Origin of the sequence: Candidatus Palauibacter irciniicola (assembly GCF_965208695.1) — a bacterium.
In the GTDB taxonomy this organism is placed as follows: Bacteria; Gemmatimonadota; Gemmatimonadetes; order Palauibacterales; family Palauibacteraceae; genus Palauibacter; species Palauibacter irciniicola.
The window spans coordinates 2,111,935-2,127,662 of record NZ_OZ242352.1; the positions used below are offsets into that span (position 1 = coordinate 2,111,935).

Below are 15,728 nucleotides of genomic sequence, written 5' to 3' on the forward strand. Positions count from 1 at the left end.
TTGCTCTTACTTGAAAAGTTTGCTCACGGAGGTGTTCGCGTGCGTGCTCTCGATCGCCTGCGCGAGGAGGCTCGCCACCGACAGCACGGTCAGGTTGGGCAGGGCCTCCTGCACGCCCGGAGCGAGCGGCACGGTGTCCGTCACCGTGATTTCCTTCACGTCGGCCGACGCGAGACGCTCGAGCGCCGGCCCCGAGAAGAGCGGGTGCGTGGCGAGCACGAAGATGTCCAGCGCCCCGCGCTCCTTGAGCACCTCGATGGCCGACACCATGGTCCCGGCCGTGTCGATCATGTCGTCGGGCACGATGCAGTGCTTCCCTTCGACCTCGCCCACGATGTTCGAGACCTCGGCCTCGTTCGGCGCCGGGCGCCGCTTGTCGATGATCGCGAGGTCTCCGCCGAGGCGGCGGGCGTAGCCGCGCGCCATCTTCGCCGCGCTCACGTCCGTCGCGACGACGACCAGGTTGTCCAGCTTCTTCATCTCGTAGTAGCGCCGGAAGACGGGCGCCGCGTAGAGGTGATCCACGGGGATGTCGAAGAAGCCCTGGATCTGGTGCTGGTGGAAGTCGATCGAGAGGACGCGGTCCGCGCCGGCGGCCGTCATCAGGTTCGCGAGCAGCTTGGCCGCGATCGACACGCGCGGCTGATCCTTCCGGTCGGAGCGCCCGTACCCGTAGTAGGGGACGACCGCCGTGACCCGCGCCGCCGAGGCGCGCTTCGCCGCGTCGAGCAGGATCAGGAGTTCGAGGACGTTCTCCGCCGGCGGGTTCGTGGGCTGGATGAGGAAGACGTCGCGCCCGCGCACGTTCTCGTCGATGCGCACGAAGATCTCGCCGTCGGCGAACCGCTTGATCGTGACGTCGCACAGCCGCTCTCCGAGCACGTCGGCGATCCCCTGCGCGAGGGCGGGATTCGCCGAACCCGAAAGCAGCATGATCGGACTCGTATGGAACGAGAAGTCCGTGGTGTCCATGCGTGTCGACTGGCTCGCTGGTCTGGTTCCGGCGCTCGTCGCTCCCCGCGCGTTGCCGCCCGCGGAGGTGGTGCCGGAATGGAGAGAAACTGTGTGGGTCCCGAACCCGTGTGCCGCGGGGCCGAACCCCGCGGCGACAGCGGCCCAGACTATCGGTTCACGCGGGTTTTTGTCAACGAGCGTCCGGCGTCGCGCGACCCGGAATCGTGTACACGACCTGTGTCGGGTACGCGAACTCGACGCCGTGCCGGTCGAACCGTTCGTGGATCGCGAGCAGCATCGCCTGCTTCGCGTCCATGAAACGGGCGTACTCCGGGACGGTCATGTAGAAGATGGTGTCGAACTCGATCGCGGAGTCCGCGAAGCCCGACAGGTGGCAGCGGTCGAAGCGGGTCTCCTCCTGCGCCTCCACGATCTCCTCGATCCAGCCGGGGATCTGCGCCAGGAGGTCGCGCGGCGTGTCGTAGGTCACGCCGATCTTCAGCGCCCCGCGCCGGTCCTCCATGCGCCCGAGGTTGCGGATGCGGGTGTTGATCACGTCGCTGTTTCCGAGGATGAGTTGCTCGCCCCCGAGGCTCCGCAGCCGGGTCGTCTTGAGGCCGATGTGCTCCACGGACCCCTGGAACTCGCCGATGACGAGGAAGTCGCCGATGACGAAGGGCTTGTCGAGGATGATGGAGAGCGACGCGAGCAGGTCTCCGAGGACGTTCTGGGCCGCGAGGGCGACGGCGATGCCTCCGATGCCGAGGCCCGCGAGCAGGGCCGCGACTTCCACCCCGAGGTTGTCGAGGATGAGGAGGAGGACGACGGACCACACGGCGAGCCGGCCCACGAAGGAGAGCGCGGCGACCATGGTCACGGCCTCCGCATCCTCGCCCGCGGTGGCGTCCACGAAGCGGCGGACCCAGAAGGCGATCGCGGCGCTCGCCCAGATGCCGCCCTGGACGACGATGGCGATGACCGCGGCGCGGCGAATCACGAGCGCCACGACCGGGTCGAGTTCGAGCACGAGCGAGGCGGCGAAGAGCCCCACGAAGAGGATGAGGGCGAACTTCGTCTCGCCGAGCACGTCCGCCACGAGATCGTCGATCGAGGTCCGCGTCTGGCTCGCGAAGCGGGCGAACGCCCGCAGCGCGTAGCGTTCGAGCAGCCACAGCGCGAGCGTCGTCACGGCGTAGATGCCGGCGGCGATCAGCCAGGTCGAAAGCGCGTTTCCGTAGATCGTCTGGTCCAGGCCCATGCCTCGAACTCCAGTGTCAGGGTTGGGCGATCAGGCGAGTTGCTCGATCATCTCCGCGACGTCGGTCGTCGGGCGGCGGCAGGCGAAGCCGGTGCAAACGTATGCCGTCGCCTTCCCGTCCAGGAGGTCGTGCGGCGCGGTGAAGGGCGCGATCTCCGCGAGCGCTTCGGACGGCGAGCCCACCGGCTTGAAGAGGACGGCCGTGCGGGGCGCGTAGCGGTCGGCGAGCGCGGCCAGCATGCGCCGCGTGCCGGACTCGTCGGGGTCGCCCGTCACGACGACTTCCTGCGCCGGTCCGAGCGCGAGGTCGAGCGCGACGAGCGACATCGTGTGCGCGGAGGGGGCGCCGGCGACGGGGCCGGCGAGCGCGCGGCGCAGCGCCTCGGCCCGGTCCAGGAGTTCGAGGTCGCCGGTGAGCCGGCCGAGGCGGAGGAGGACGTACCACGTCGTCGCGTTGGCGGAGGGCGTGGCGCCGTCGTACAGCTCCTTCTGCCGGACGGGCACGTCGCGCTGCGCCGCGTCCACGTTGAACACGCCGAGCCGGTCGGGGTCCCAGAAGCGCTCCAGCAGCGCGTCGAGCAACTCGCGCGCCGCGCGGAGCCAGCGCGGGTCGAACGTCGCCCCGTACAGCTCGACCAGCCCCCAGCAGAGGCAGGCGTGGTCCGCCGCGCCCGCGGGGATGGCCGCGTCCCCGTCCCGGTAGCGGTGGAGCAGCCGTCCCTCGCCGTCGCGCAGCCGTTCGAGGATGAAGTCCGCCGCCCGCGCCGCCGCCTCGACGAGCGACTCGTCGCCGAAGGCGAGGCCGCTCCGCGCCAGCGCCGCGATCATGAGCCCGTTCCAGTCCGTGAGGATCTTGTCGTCGAGCAGCGGGCGCTCCCGCGTCTCCCGCTTCTCGAACAGGACGCGGCGGGCTTGCTCCAGGCGTTCTTCGACATCGGCGGCATCGGCGGCGCCGGCCTCCGCCCCGAGCGCGGCGGCGATTTCGGCGGGCGCTTCTCCCGGCGTGCAGGATGTTCTCGCCGGTGCGGAGCCCCGACGCCTCGTCGGCGAAGTTGCCGCGCGCCTCGACCCGGAAGGCGCGCCGCGCGAGCCCGGCGGCCTCCTCCCCGAGCGCCTGCGTCAGCACCCCATCGAACTCGTCCCGCGTCCACACGTAGAACGCCCCTTCACGCCCCTCGCTGTCCGCGTCCTCCGCGGAATAGAAGCCGCCCTCCGCGTCCGTGAGGTCGCGCGCCACGTACTCGTAGATCTCGAGGGCCACCCTCCGGTGCGCGTCGTCGCCCGTCACCTGCCACAGCTCCGTGTACGCCATGGCGAGCAGCGCCTGGTCGTACAGCATCTTCTCGAAGTGCGGCACGAGCCAGCGGGCGTCCGTGGAGTAGCGGTGGAAGCCGTACCCGACGTGGTCGAAAATCCCTCCCCGCCGCATGGAGACGAGCGTCTTCTCCACCATCTCCACGCCGCGCCGGTCGCCCGTGCGGTCGCTCCAGCGCAGGAGGAAGAGGAGCTGGTGCGGCGCCGGGAACTTCGGAGCCCGGGAGAACCCTCCCTGGTGGGGGTCGAAGCGGGCGTGCAGGTCGGCGAAGCCGCGGCGGAGCGTCTCCTCGTCGAGCGCGCCCTCGCCGGAACCCAGCCCGCGGACCTCGACCTCCCTTATCGCCGCGAGCGCCGAGGCCCCGGCCGCCTCCGCATCCGCCCTCCGTTCGCGCCACACGGACGCGAGCCGGGGCAGCAGGTCCAGCATCCCCGCCCGCCCCGCCACGCTCTCGCGCGGGAAGTAGGTGCCGGCGAAGAAGGGCTGCTTGTCCGGCGTCATCACGATCGTGAGCGGCCATCCCCCCTGCCCCGTCATGAGCTGGCAGGCCGTCATGTAGACGCCGTCGATGTCCGGCCGTTCCTCGCGGTCCACCTTGATCGACACGAAGTCCCGGTTGAGGAGCGCGGCCACAGCCTCATCCTCGAAGGACTCGCGCTCCATGACGTGGCACCAGTGGCAGGTCGCGTACCCGATGGAGAGGAAGATCGGGCGGTCCTCGGCCCGGGCGCGCGCGAAGGCCTCCTCCCCCCACGGAAGCCAGTCCACGGGATTGAAGGCGTGCTGGAGAAGGTAGGGACTCTTCTCCCGCGCGAGCTGGTTGGGGCGGCGGCCGGAATCAGGCATGGGAATCAGACATGGGATTGGCCCCCCAGGGGTCGAACCTGGATCATCGGCTCCAAAGGCCGGTGTCTTGCCATTAGACGAGGGGCCAGAGGCGCCGAAGATGGCGTCGCGCGGCCAACCGAGTCAATCAGACAGGGAGGGAGACGTCGAGGATTTGGGGGGCTTCGGGGCGGGCGGGGGCGGCGAGGGTTTGGCGGGCGCGGGCGCGGGCGGGGGCGGCGAGGGTTTGGCGGGCGCGGGCGCGGGCGGGCTCGTCGCGGAAGATCGCGAACAGGGTCGAGCCGGATCCGGTCATCGCGGCCAGGGCCGGGTCGCAGGAGCGCAGCCGGGCGAGGAGTTCGGACAGTTCCGGGTGCCGGGCGAGGACAGGCGCTTCGAGGTCGTTGCGGGCCAGGCGTTCGAGCGAGTCCCACTCGGCCAGCCGCGTCGCGCCCGGCAGCACGGAGGCGGCACCGGCGTCCTCGTCGGTGCGGCCGAGCCAGTCGTACGCCTCGGGCGTGGAAACGTGGATCGGAGGGCAGACGAGCAGCGCGGGACGGGGCCGCGGCGGGCGGAGCGGGAGGAGCCGGCGGCCGCGCTCCCAGCCGAGCGCCATCGGGACGCCGAGGAGCGCGAAGGGCACGTCGCTGCCGATCTCGCCGGCGAGTTCGACGAGTTCGCGCGTCTCCAGGCGGGGCCAGCGGGCGGCGAGCAGGCGGAGCGTCGCGCCCGCGTCCGCGCTCCCGCCGCCGAGCCCGCTGCCCATGGGGATTCGTTTGGTGAGGCGGATGTGCACGGCGGGGCGCCCCCGCTTCCCGAACGCGCGGGCCAGGAAACGCTCCGCCGCCTGCCGGCACAGGTTGTCGGGACCGTCCGGCACGCCTTCGGCGAGAGGTCCATCGACGGAGAGGGTGACGCCGCGCCCGGCGCCGTCGGACTCGGCGGCGGAGAGGGTCACGGTGTCGGACAGGCTTGTGCGGGCGAGCACGGTCTCGACGCCGTGGAAGCCGGTTTCGTCTCGGGCGAAGACGCGCAGGCGGAGGTTGACCTTCGCGTGCGCTTCGGCCGTCCCGATCTCTCCGGCGCCTGTCACTCCGAGGTCTCCGGCGCCCGGGCCTCGCTCCGCCCGAGTTCGCGGCGGCTGATCCCGAGGCGCCGCATGTACCAGATCCCCAGCACCGTGATGGGCAGGAAGGTGAGGATGTGGTAGCCCGCGGCGAAGCTGATGATTCTCGCGGGTTCGATGTGGTGGAGTTCGAGCGCGACGCGGGCCGCGGTCTCGAACGGTCCGAAGAACCCCGGCGTGGACGGGATCGCGACGGCGAAGCCGATCGTGGTCTGGAGGACGAGCGCGCCGAGGAACCCGGGCCCGATGATGCCGAAGGCGAGGAACCCGAGGTAGAACGAGACGGCGTTCCAGGCCCAGACGGCGAACGACCACAGCATCGCGCGGGCGAAGACGTGCGCGTGGCGCAGCGCCCCGAGGCCGTCCACGAAGGCAGACAGAATGTCCATGATGCGGTCGGCGACCCGATCCGGCGCGACCCGGTGCGACCACTTGGCCGCGAGCCGGAGGAAGCGGTTCGGCGAGCGGACGAGGAGGGCGAGCCCCAGCAGGCTCGCGGAGACGAGGATGACGCCCACGGTGAACAGGTCCCGCAGCGTCCCGGAGGCGGCTTCGTCGACCCCGACGATGAAGAAGGCGGGGACGAGGAACACCATGAGCACGATCGCGTCGAGCAGGCGCTCCACGACGAGCGAGGCCAGGGCGGCGGTCAGGGGCACCGGGGTGATCTGCGACAGGGAGTAGGCGCGGGCGAACTCACCGAGCCGGCCCGGCAGGACGTTGTTCGCCATGAAGCCGATGCACACGGCCGCGTAGCGCGATCCGAACGGCAGGTGTCCGTTCGAGGCGCGGAGGAGGATGTCCCACCGGATCGCGCGGAGGTTGAAGGTGAGCGTGGCCACGACCGTCGCGGCGATCAGCAGCCAGACGTTCGCTTCGCCCAGGTGTCGCAGGAGTTCGGCCGCCGAGACGCCCCGCAGCGCCCAGATGAGGAGCGCGACGGAGACGAGTACGCCGATGAGGACTGTGAGACGGCCTCTCACCCGCGCGCCTCGCGCACGAGGTCCGACATCTCGAGCACCGCGCGCTCGATCCCCACGAGCACGGAGCGGCTCACGATCGAGTGGCCGATGTTGAGTTCCTCGCACTCCGGGATCGCCGCCACCGGCTGCACGTTCTCGTAGGTGAGCCCGTGTCCGGCGTGCACGCCGAGGCCGGCGGCTTCGGCCCGCATCGCCGCCTCCTCCAGCCGGGAGAGTTCGCGGTCGGCGGCCGCCTGGTCCGGCGCGTTGGCGTATTCGCCGGTGTGGAGTTCGATCGCCGCCGCGCCCGACTCGGCCGAAGCGTCGACGGAGGCGGGATCGGGGTCAATGAAGAGCGACGTGCGGATGCCGGCGTCCTGGAGCCGGGCCACGGCGGCGGCGATGCGCGCCGGATCGGCGGACAGGTCCAGCCCGCCCTCCGTCGTCAGTTCCTCCCTCTTCTCGGGGACGAGTGTGGCCTGGGCCGGCCGCCACCGTTCGGCGAGGGCGAGCACCTCTTCCTCGGCCGCGAGTTCGAGGTTTACGAAGGTGCGGACGGTCTGCAGCAGGAGTTCCACGTCGCGGTCCTGGATGTGCCGGCGGTCCTCGCGGAGGTGCACGGTGATCCCGTTCGCGCCCCCGAGTTCGGCGAGGACGGCGGCCCGCACCGGGTCGGGTTCGTCCGTGCCGCGCGCCTGCCGGACGGTCGCCACGTGATCGATGTTCACGCACAGCCGGCAGTCGACCAGGTGCGAGAAGCTGCTGTTCGCCATGATTGTGCTCCCGTTTTCGGCTAGACGGCCCGCCGCTCAGGCGGCGTCGGCCCGCTCCACGACCAGGCCGCTCTCGCGCCAGCGGCCGGCCACTCCGGCGGGCACGCGGGCCACGATGACCACGCACCCCGCTTCGTACGCGCGCTCCAGCACCTCGCCCTCCCGATACGCCTCCGCGAGCCGCGCGCCGTCCCCGGCGGGCAGGCTCACCCGCACCGTCTCGAGGCGGGCCCGCATCGCGGCCTGCAGGGCCTCGCGCAACGGCTGCAGCCCGCCCTCCTCCATGATCGAGGTCAGCACGTGCGGCCGTCCGTCCGCCGCGGCCCGCTCGCGCAGCGCCCGCTCCTCCTCGTGCGTGAGCCGGTCGACCTTGTTGAAGACCTCGATCACGGGGCGGTCCGCCACACCGGCCTCCGCCAGCACCTCCTCCACGGCCTCGCGCTGCTCGTCCCGGCTCGGCGACGAGGCGTCGATCACGTGCAGCAGGAGGTCGGACTCCGCGAGTTCCTCCATCGTTGCCCGGAAGGACGCCACGAGATGGTGCGGCAGCTTCCGGATGAACCCGACCGTGTCGGTGAGGAGGATCGGGCCCGGACCTTCGAGATCGCAAACCCGGGTCGCCGAGTCCACCGTCGCGAACAGCCGGTCCTCGACGAAGACGTCCGAGCCCGAGAGCGCGCGCAGGATGGAGGACTTGCCCGCGTTCGTGTAGCCCGTGAGCGCCACGGTGAACTGCTCGCTCCGCGCCCGGCGCTGCGTGACCCGCGCCCGCGCGATGTGGTCGAGCTTGCGCCGCAGCCGGGCCAGGCGTCGGTCGATGAGCCGGCGGTCGGTCTCGATCTGCTGCTCGCCGGGGCCGCGCGCGCCGATGCCTCCGCCCTCGCGCGAGAGGTGGGTCCACATCCGCTTCAACCGCGTCCGCAGGTACTGAAGCTGGGCGAGTTCGACCTGGAGCTTCGCTTCCGACGTCCGGGCCCGGAGCGCGAAGATGTCGAGGATGAGTTCGGTGCGGTCGAGCGCGCGCACGCCGAGCGCCGTCTCGAGATTCGCGCCCTGGGCCGGCGTGAGTTCCTCGTCGAAGATGGCGAGCGTCGCGTCGTGCTCCCGGAGCGCCTGTGCGAGGCGTTCGACCTTCCCCTTGCCGATGAAGGTCGAGGCGTTCGGCCTGCGCAGACGCTGGACGACCGCACCCCGGACATCGGCTCCCGCCGTCCCCGCGAGGCGGGCGAGTTCCTCGAGGTGTTCGTCCACCGTCTCCTGGGACATGTCGGGCGGCGGCGCGCCCACGAGCACCGCGCGCTCCGCCACCTCGTCCGACTTCACGGTTTCGATCGCTTCTCCTCCGTCGTCTCGGCGCCCGCCGCCCGCGTCCGGCTGGCGCGAATCGCGTCGAGCCTGCGCCTCGCCTCCGCCTCCCAGCCGCGCGCCACCGGATGATACCAGCGGCTCCCGCGCAGCGAATCCGGAAGGTAGGACTGGGCCGCCACGCCGTCTTCCTCGTCGTGATCGTAGCGATACCCCGATCCGTAGCCGAGTTCCTTCATGAGCCGCGTGGGCGCGTTCCGGATATGGAACGGGACGGGCTCGGCGGGCGTTTCGCGCGCCGCGCGGGCGGCGCCGCCGAAACCGCGGTAGACCGCGTTCGATTTCGGGGCGAGCGCCAGGTAGGTGACCGCCTGCGCCAGCGCCAGATCTCCCTCCGGGCTGCCGAGAAAGTGGTACGCGTCCCGCGCCGCGATCGTGACCGCGAGCGCGCCGGGGTCCGCGAGTCCGATGTCCTCGGCGGCCATGCGCACGATGCGCCGCGCCAGGTACATGGGGTCTTCGCCGCCGTCCAGCATCCGCGCGAGCCAGTAGAGCGCGGCGTCCGCGTCCGAGCCGCGCACGGCCTTGTGCAGGGCGGAGATGAGGTTGAAGTGCTCCTCGCCCGACTTGTCGTAGCGCGCGAACCGTTTCTGCAGCGCCGCCGCCACGTGATCCACGGAGATCGCGGGGACGCCGTCCGCCGCGGCCAGGTCCGCCGCCGTCTCGAGCGCGTTGAGGGCGCGGCGGGCGTCCCCGTCCGACTCGGTCCCGAGCCGGGTGAGGGCGTCCTCGTCGATGTCGAGGCCCGTGGCGCCGAGTCCGCGCTCCCCGTCCCGGAGCGCGCGGGCGCAGATCTCCGCGACATCTTCCGGCGCCAGCGGCTCGAGGACGAAGACGCGGGTGCGGGAGAGGAGCGGGCCGACGACCTCGAAGCTGGGGTTCTCCGTCGTGGCCCCGATGAGGGTGACGGCGCCGCGCTCGACGTGCGGGAGGAGGGCATCCTGCTGGGCCCGGTTGAAGCGGTGGATCTCATCGACGAAGAGGACGGTGCCGCGGCGGGTGGCGGCGCGGCGCGCCTTCGCCTCCTCCAGCACGCGGCGGACGCGGGGAATGCCGTCGGTCACGGCGGAGAAGGGGACGAACGCGGCTTCCATCCGGCCGGCCAGCATCCCGGCGAGGGTCGTCTTACCGGTGCCCGGCGGACCCCAGAAGATGAGGCTCGGGACGCGGCCGGTCTCGATGAGCTGGCGCAGGGGCCGGCCCTCGCCGACGAGCTTCGGCTGTCCGACGAACTCCTCCAGCGTCCGCGGCCGCATGCGGGCGGCGAGCGGTGAATGGGCGTCCGGCCCGCGGGCGTCGGCGGACTCGGCGCGCGGTTCGGCTCGCGGTTCGGCGGGCGGTTCCATGCCGGGGAACAGGCTGGGCTCGTCAGTCATCGGCGTCGGGCGGGCGCGACGCTTCCGCGAGCGCGCCGATTTCGATCAGCCGGCGGGCCTCTTCGAGCAGGGTCTCGCGCTCGTTTCGGCCGGGGTCCTCGAGGACCTGTTCGAGCAACTCCTCCAGCAGCAGCCGCACGAGCGGGCCCGGCGACATGCCGAGCGCGAGGAGGTCGTCTCCCTTGACCGCGAGACCCGCCAGGTCGAGCGCCGGTTCCCCCTGGCGCTCTTCGCGGACGCGCTCGCGGGTCGCCTCCAGGTAGCGCTCCGCTCGCGGCTCGCCCGCGGCGCGGGCGGCGGCGAAGTGCAGCTCGAACAGGTCCTCCCACGCGTCGCCGACCGACGCGAGCCAGCGCCGGTGCTCCGCCGCGGAGTCCAGCGCCCCGACGAAGGGCAGGTACAGCCGGCGAGCCGCGCGAGGTAGCGCCGGTCCGCGTTGGAGAACTTGAGCCGGGAGAGCAGCGACTCGGCGGCTTCGGCCCGCCCCTCGGGCGTTTCGGACGTGCACACGAGCAGGCTCGCCAGGCGCACGTTCGCGGCCTGCGCCGGGGCCGCATCGACGGCGCCGAGCGCGGACTTCCACGCGTCGCCGTCGGCCGCGAGCCCGAGCAGCTCCGGGTACCAGTGGCCCAGCGCCCCGCAGTCCGCGTACAGGTCGAGCGCGGCCGAGGGCTTCGGGTCCGCCATGACCTTGAGCAGCTCCTCGCGCACGCGCTCGGCCGACAGCCCGGCCAGGCCGTCCACGGCCTCCCGCATCGCCTCGTCCGTGCGGGCCTCCACGGCCCACTCGAAGCGGCCCGCGAACCGGAAGCCGCGCAGGATGCGCAGGTAGTCCTCCCGGAAGCGCGCTTCGGGCTCTCCCACGGCGCGCAGGATCCCGTCCTCGATGTCCTCCGCGCCGCCCCACTCGTCGCGCACCTCGCCCGAGGCGGGCCGCCAGGCGATCGCGTTCGCCGTGAAATCCCGGCGGCTCAGGTCCTCCTCGATGGAATCGGCGAAGGCCACCCGCGCGTGGCGGCCGTCGGTCTCGACATCGCGCCGGAAGGTCGTCACCTCGTACCCGTCGTCCCCGTCGAGAACCTTCACGGTGCCGTGCGACACGCCGACCGGGACCGTGCGCCGGAAGAGGCGCATGACGTCATCGGGCCGCGCGTTCGTCGTCAGGTCCTCCCAGCCCGGCTCGACCCCGGGCGTGCTTCCGATCTGGGAGACGTAGGCGTCGCGGATCGCGCCGCCCACGGCCCAGGCCTGGAAACCCGCGGCCTCGAGCTTCTCCGCGGTGCGGGAGAACCCGGGCGGGGGGGAGAATCGGCCCGGATCGATCGCGCTCACGGCAGTCTCGGCCTCACGACGGTCTCGGCCTCACGGCACGCTCAGCCGCACAGCACGCTGCCGCCGTTCACGTTGAGGATCTCTCCCGTGATGTGCCGGGCCGCGTCGGAGAGGAGGAAGCAGATGGGGCCGGCGATGTCCTCGGCCGTGGCGACGCGGCCGAGCGGAATGAGGGCCAGCGCGGCGCGCCCGGCCTCGCCCTGGAGCGCCGGCGAGGACATGTCCGTGTCGACCCAGCCGGGGGCGACGGCGTTCACGTTGATCGACCGCGGGCCGAGTTCGGTCGCGACCGACTTGCAGAACGCGTTGATCGCCCCCTTGGACGCGGCGTAGTGGCTGTGCTCCGCCTCTCCCCGCTGGGACGCCGTCGAGGAGACGAGGACGATCCTCCCGTCCGCGTCCATGCGACGCGCCGCCTCGCGCGTGCCTGCGTAGATCGACGTGAGGTTCGTCTCGATCATGTGTCGCCACTCGTCCGCCTCGAGCGACTCGATGGGCCGCGCGTCCACGTTCCAGATGCCGGCGTTGCCGACGAACCCGTCCAGTCCGCCGAACTCGGCGTCGGCGCGCTCGAACAGCGTCCGGCACTCGGCGGGCTCGGCGAGGTCCGCGCCGGCGCACCAGTGGCGCCCGTCCGGGGCGAGCGCGTTCGCCTCCTCGACCGCCTGCCGCCCCTCGGCCTCCGCCCGGTGGTAGGCGATGCCGACGGATGCGCCCGACGCCGCCAGACACCGCACGGTGGCGCGTCCGATCCCGCGTGAGCCTCCGGTGACGAGCACGCGCTTGCCCGCGAGGCCGGGCAACCCCGGCACCGTCGCTGTCATTCCGTCATCTCCTCCTTCGTTGAATCGTTGTTGAATCGTTCGCCGATCAGCCCGCCCGGACCCGCCCGCTCGGCGAGTCGGCTCGCCCGCGCGGCGCTTCCCCCCAGGGCCGGATCCGCGGCCGCCTCGAGCGCGTAGGTGAGGATCGCGTCCGCGGCAAGCAGGGTCACCGCCTCGGCGCGGGTCGCCTCGCCCTCCGTTGCGTTCTCCAGCGCAGCGAGCGCCGCCTGGACGAGTCCATCCTCGCCGTCGGCCAGGCGCTCGCGAACCAGCGGCCACACCGCTTCCGCCAGCTCCGGCGGCGCGGACTCGAGCCGCCGGGCGAGCCAGGTCTCGAGCGTGAGAGGGCCGGGTTCGGCCGGCACGTCAGCCACCAACCTGCACGTCAGCCACCGGACAGGGCGGGCACCCGCTCGGACGCCCAGGCCCGGGCCGCTCCGAGCCCGTCCTCCGTTCGCGAGGGGTCGCCCACGCCGCCCTGCGCGAAGCGCGCGCCGCCGCCGCCGCCGGAACCCGTCGCGCGGCTCGACACGCGGACGAGGTCTCCCGCCTTCACGCCGAGCCGGATGAGGTCGTCCGAAACGACGGAGATGAAGGCGTGGCGGTCCTCGTCCTCGAACACGACGTGAACGACGGCCGCGCCGGACCCCATCCCACCGCGCAGGCGATCGCCGAGCGCTCCGAGGTCCGTGCCCGCGGGCACCTCCAGGCGCCCGGACACGAAGCGGGCGCCGTTCGCGTCGGCCGCGCCCGCGGCGCCCGCGAGCAGCGTCTCCAACTGCCGCTCCGCCGCATCTCCCCGCTGTCCCCGAACTTCTTCGGCGAGCGCGTCGCGTTCCTCGAGGAGGCGGTCCATGCGGAGCGCCAGGTCCGCGGGCTGGCAGCGCAGCCGGGCCGCCAGTTCCGCGAGGAGCCGGTCCCGCTCCAGCTCGCGCCGGTAGGCCCCCTGCCCCGTCACCGCCTCGATGCGCCGGATCCCCGCCGCGACGCCCGTCTCGGACACAATCCGGAACGTCCCGACCTGGCCCGTCGTGCGGACGTGCGTGCCGCCGCACAGCTCCAGGCTGAGGCCCGGAACCTCGATCACGCGCACGATGTCCCCGTATTTCTCTCCGAACAGGGCCATGGCTCCGGCCGCGATCGCCTCGTCGTAGTCCCGCTGCGAGGCGTCGACGTCGTGGTTGCCGAGGATCGCCTCCGTCACCTCCGCTTCGATGTCCGCCCGCTCCTCCGGCGTCAGCGGACCCCGGTGGCTGAAGTCGAAGCGCAGCCGGTCCGGCGCCACGAGCGATCCGGCCTGCTGCACGTGCTCGCCCAGCCGGTTGCGGAGCGCGGCGTGCAGCAGGTGCGTCGCCGTGTGATTCCGTTCCGTCTCGCGCCGCGACGGATCCACCTGCGCGAGCACCGTGTCCTCGACCCCCTCGGCTTCGGACAGCGCGCCTTCGGCGAGCGCGCCCGCGACCACGGTCCGGCCGCCGTCGTCCCAGACCTCGGAGATGTCGACGGCCCACCCATCCCCGGCGACGCGCCCGGTATCGGAGACCTGGCCCCCGCTCTCCAGGTAGAAGGGGTTCCGCTCGAGCAGGAACGCGTGCCGCCCGTCCGCTGCCCAGCGGCGACAGTCTGTTTCGATTTCGAGGTCCCCGTATCCCACGAACTCCTGCGGCGGTGCCACTCGCGCGTGGATGGTGGGGAGTCCGGCCGAGATGGTGGCCGCTATGCGCCCCGCGCTGCGCGAACGGGTGCGCTGCGCCTCGAGCGCCTCGTTGAAGCCCTCCCAATCGACGCCGTAGCCGCGTTCGCGGGCGATGAGGCCGGTGAGGTCCTCGGGGATGCCGTAGGTGTCCTTGAGCTTGAAGGCGACGTCGCCGGCGACCGTGCCCGAGCCTCCCTCCGGCATGGCGCGGTCGATCTCGCGCATGCCGCCCTCGATGGTCGAGAGGAAGAGTTCCTCCTCCGCCCGCGTCGTGGAGAGCAGGTGTTCCCGCCTCGCCTCCAACTCGGGGAAGGTGGCCGACATGCGGTCCGCCACGACGCCCACGAGGTCGTGCAGGAGCGGGTCGCGCCGGCCGAGGAGCCAGTAGTGCCGCACGGCCCGGCGCAGGATCCGGCGCAGCACGTAGCCCCGCTTCTCGTTCGAGGGGAAGACGCCGTCGGCGAGCAGGAACGCGACGGCCCGGGCGTGATCCGCCAGGACGCGGAAGGCGACGCCGTCCTCCCAGTCTTCGGGCGCCCGCGAGTACTCGATCCCGAGCCCCTCCTCCGCCGCTTCGATGATCGGGAGGAAGAGGTCCGTGTGGTAGTTCGTGCCCACGCCCTGGAGCAGCGCCGCGATGCGCTCGAGTCCGGCGCCCGTGTCGATCGAGGGCGCGGGGAGCGGCGTGTCCGTGCCGTCCGGCGCGCGGTCGAACTGCATGAACACGAGGTTCCAGAACTCGATGATCTGGTCCGCCTCGCCCGCCGCCTCGAACTGCGCGTCGGTGATGCGGTCGTCGCGCTCCGTCCGCAGGTCGTAGTGCAGTTCCGAGCAGGGGCCGCACGGACCCGTGTCGCCCATCTGCCAGAAGTTGTCCTTGTCCCCCATGCGCCGGATGCGCGACTCCGGGATCGCGGTGCGTTCCAGCCAGAGGTCGAAGGCGTCATCGTCGTCGTGGTGGACCGTGGCCCACAGGCGGCCGGGTTCCAGGCCGAGGTCTCCGGTCACCCACTCCCAGGCGAAGTCGATCGCGTCGCGCTTGAAGTAGTCGCCGAAGGAGAAGTTTCCGAGCATCTCGAAGAAGGTGTGGTGGCGCGCGGTCCGCCCCACTTCCTCGAGGTCGTTGTGCTTGCCGCTGACGCGGAGGCATTTCTGGGAGGTGACGGCGCGCGGGGGACTCGGGCGTTCCGTCTCTCCCGTGAAGATGCCCTTGAACTGCACCATCCCGGCGTTCGTGAACATGAGGGTCGGGTCATCCGCGGGGACGAGCGGGCCGCTGGGGCAATGTTCGTGCCCCTGCCGCTCGAAGTAGGAGATGAAACTCCGCCGGAGTTCGTCCGCCTTCATCGTGTATCCTCAGCCTGCCAGTTGACCTCGATCCACGCCCGAATGCGACCCGCGTCGAACCCGCGCCGGGCCAGGTAGTCGAACAGCCGCCGACGCGCCTTCGACGGGTCCGCCCCGGTCAGCTTCCGCGCCCGCGACGCCGCCACCCGCTCGAGCAGCGCCTCCTCCGTCGCGCCCTCCTCCGCCATCGCCTCGCGGATGCCGCGGTCCGCATCCTCTCGCGACACGCCACGGGCGAGAAGGTCGGACTGCATGCGACGGGTGCCACAGGGCCGGAGCCGGATACGGTCCCGCGCGAAGCTGGCGGCGAACTGCGCGTCGTCGAGATACCCCAGCGCCGCGAGACGTTCCAGTGCGTGCTGAATCGCGGCCTGGTCGATCCGGTCTCGCCACAGCCGGCGTTCCACTTCCCGGCGACTCCTCGGGCGCACGGAAAGGTAGCGCAGCCCGACGAACATCGCTTCGGCGCGACCGCCCGCCGCCTGGACGGCGTCGAGTTCCGTCGATCCGAGTTGGAGTCCGACTTCGAGCCGAAGCCGATGCACGTCCTCGTCCCGAAGCCGACAGAGGGAAGC

13 protein-coding genes, 1 tRNA gene and 2 pseudogenes are annotated in these 15,728 nt (G+C 72.0%); all 16 read right to left on the reverse strand.

The window, feature by feature from the left end:
• Positions 1-6: 6 nt before the first annotated feature.
• The 16 genes and pseudogenes from ACOGI9_RS09250 to ACOGI9_RS09325 all read right to left on the reverse strand — a co-directional run bounded on the left by ACOGI9_RS09250 (position 7) and on the right by ACOGI9_RS09325 (position 15,698).
• The gene (locus tag ACOGI9_RS09250) at positions 7-972 is read right to left on the reverse strand and encodes a ribose-phosphate diphosphokinase (RefSeq protein ID WP_419856851.1); all 966 of its coding nucleotides are present in this window, start codon (positions 970-972) and stop codon (positions 7-9) included.
• 172 nt (positions 973-1,144) lie between these two features.
• Positions 1,145-2,212, reverse strand: a complete 1,068-nt coding sequence (locus ACOGI9_RS09255; RefSeq protein ID WP_419856852.1) for a mechanosensitive ion channel family protein — start codon at positions 2,210-2,212, stop codon at positions 1,145-1,147.
• A gap of 30 nt (positions 2,213-2,242) precedes the next feature.
• Positions 2,243-3,040 carry a hypothetical protein gene (locus ACOGI9_RS09260; RefSeq protein ID WP_419856853.1) on the reverse strand — a complete coding sequence of 266 codons (798 nt, stop codon included), beginning with the start codon at positions 3,038-3,040 and terminating at the stop codon, positions 2,243-2,245.
• A gap of 895 nt (positions 3,041-3,935) precedes the next feature.
• A pseudogene (locus ACOGI9_RS09265) lies at positions 3,936-4,373 on the reverse strand (thioredoxin domain-containing protein); the annotation flags it as partial.
• Positions 4,374-4,390: 17 nt separating this feature from the next.
• A tRNA-Gln gene (locus ACOGI9_RS09270) sits at positions 4,391-4,461 on the reverse strand.
• 39 nt (positions 4,462-4,500) lie between these two features.
• Positions 4,501-5,445, reverse strand: a complete 945-nt coding sequence (locus ACOGI9_RS09275; protein WP_419856854.1) for a 4-(cytidine 5'-diphospho)-2-C-methyl-D-erythritol kinase — start codon at positions 5,443-5,445, stop codon at positions 4,501-4,503.
• Positions 5,442-6,461 (reverse strand): lysylphosphatidylglycerol synthase transmembrane domain-containing protein, encoded by a 1,020-nt coding sequence (locus ACOGI9_RS09280; protein ID WP_419856855.1) that lies wholly within the window; start codon positions 6,459-6,461, stop codon positions 5,442-5,444. Before ACOGI9_RS09280 ends, ACOGI9_RS09275 begins: the two co-directional genes overlap by 4 nt.
• Positions 6,458-7,213: a pyridoxine 5'-phosphate synthase gene (locus ACOGI9_RS09285; protein WP_419856856.1), complete on the reverse strand. Its 756-nt coding sequence runs from the start codon at positions 7,211-7,213 to the stop codon at positions 6,458-6,460. The genes ACOGI9_RS09280 and ACOGI9_RS09285 overlap by 4 nt, the downstream gene beginning before the upstream one ends.
• Before the next feature lie 36 nt (positions 7,214-7,249).
• The gene (gene hflX / locus ACOGI9_RS09290) at positions 7,250-8,536 is read right to left on the reverse strand and encodes a GTPase HflX (protein ID WP_419856857.1); all 1,287 of its coding nucleotides are present in this window, start codon (positions 8,534-8,536) and stop codon (positions 7,250-7,252) included.
• On the reverse strand, positions 8,533-9,954 hold the full coding sequence (locus ACOGI9_RS09295; RefSeq protein WP_419856858.1) for a replication-associated recombination protein A: 1,422 nt from the start codon (positions 9,952-9,954) through the stop codon (positions 8,533-8,535). The genes hflX and ACOGI9_RS09295 overlap by 4 nt, the downstream gene beginning before the upstream one ends.
• Positions 9,947-10,537, reverse strand: a complete 591-nt coding sequence (locus ACOGI9_RS09300) for a hypothetical protein (protein WP_419859268.1) — start codon at positions 10,535-10,537, stop codon at positions 9,947-9,949. The genes ACOGI9_RS09295 and ACOGI9_RS09300 overlap by 8 nt, the downstream gene beginning before the upstream one ends.
• A gap of 38 nt (positions 10,538-10,575) precedes the next feature.
• A pseudogene (locus tag ACOGI9_RS09305) lies at positions 10,576-11,286 on the reverse strand (CCA tRNA nucleotidyltransferase); the annotation flags it as partial.
• A 41-nt stretch (positions 11,287-11,327) separates the two neighbouring features.
• On the reverse strand, positions 11,328-12,110 hold the full coding sequence (locus ACOGI9_RS09310; RefSeq protein ID WP_419856859.1) for an SDR family NAD(P)-dependent oxidoreductase: 783 nt from the start codon (positions 12,108-12,110) through the stop codon (positions 11,328-11,330).
• On the reverse strand, positions 12,107-12,484 hold the full coding sequence (locus ACOGI9_RS09315; RefSeq protein ID WP_419856860.1) for a hypothetical protein: 378 nt from the start codon (positions 12,482-12,484) through the stop codon (positions 12,107-12,109). The genes ACOGI9_RS09310 and ACOGI9_RS09315 overlap by 4 nt, the downstream gene beginning before the upstream one ends.
• 11 nt (positions 12,485-12,495) lie before the next feature.
• Positions 12,496-15,153, reverse strand: a complete 2,658-nt coding sequence (gene alaS / locus ACOGI9_RS09320; protein WP_419856861.1) for an alanine--tRNA ligase — start codon at positions 15,151-15,153, stop codon at positions 12,496-12,498.
• On the reverse strand, positions 15,150-15,698 hold the full coding sequence (locus ACOGI9_RS09325; RefSeq protein WP_419856862.1) for a regulatory protein RecX: 549 nt from the start codon (positions 15,696-15,698) through the stop codon (positions 15,150-15,152). Before ACOGI9_RS09325 ends, alaS begins: the two co-directional genes overlap by 4 nt.
• Between the last annotated feature and the right edge of the window lie 30 nt (positions 15,699-15,728).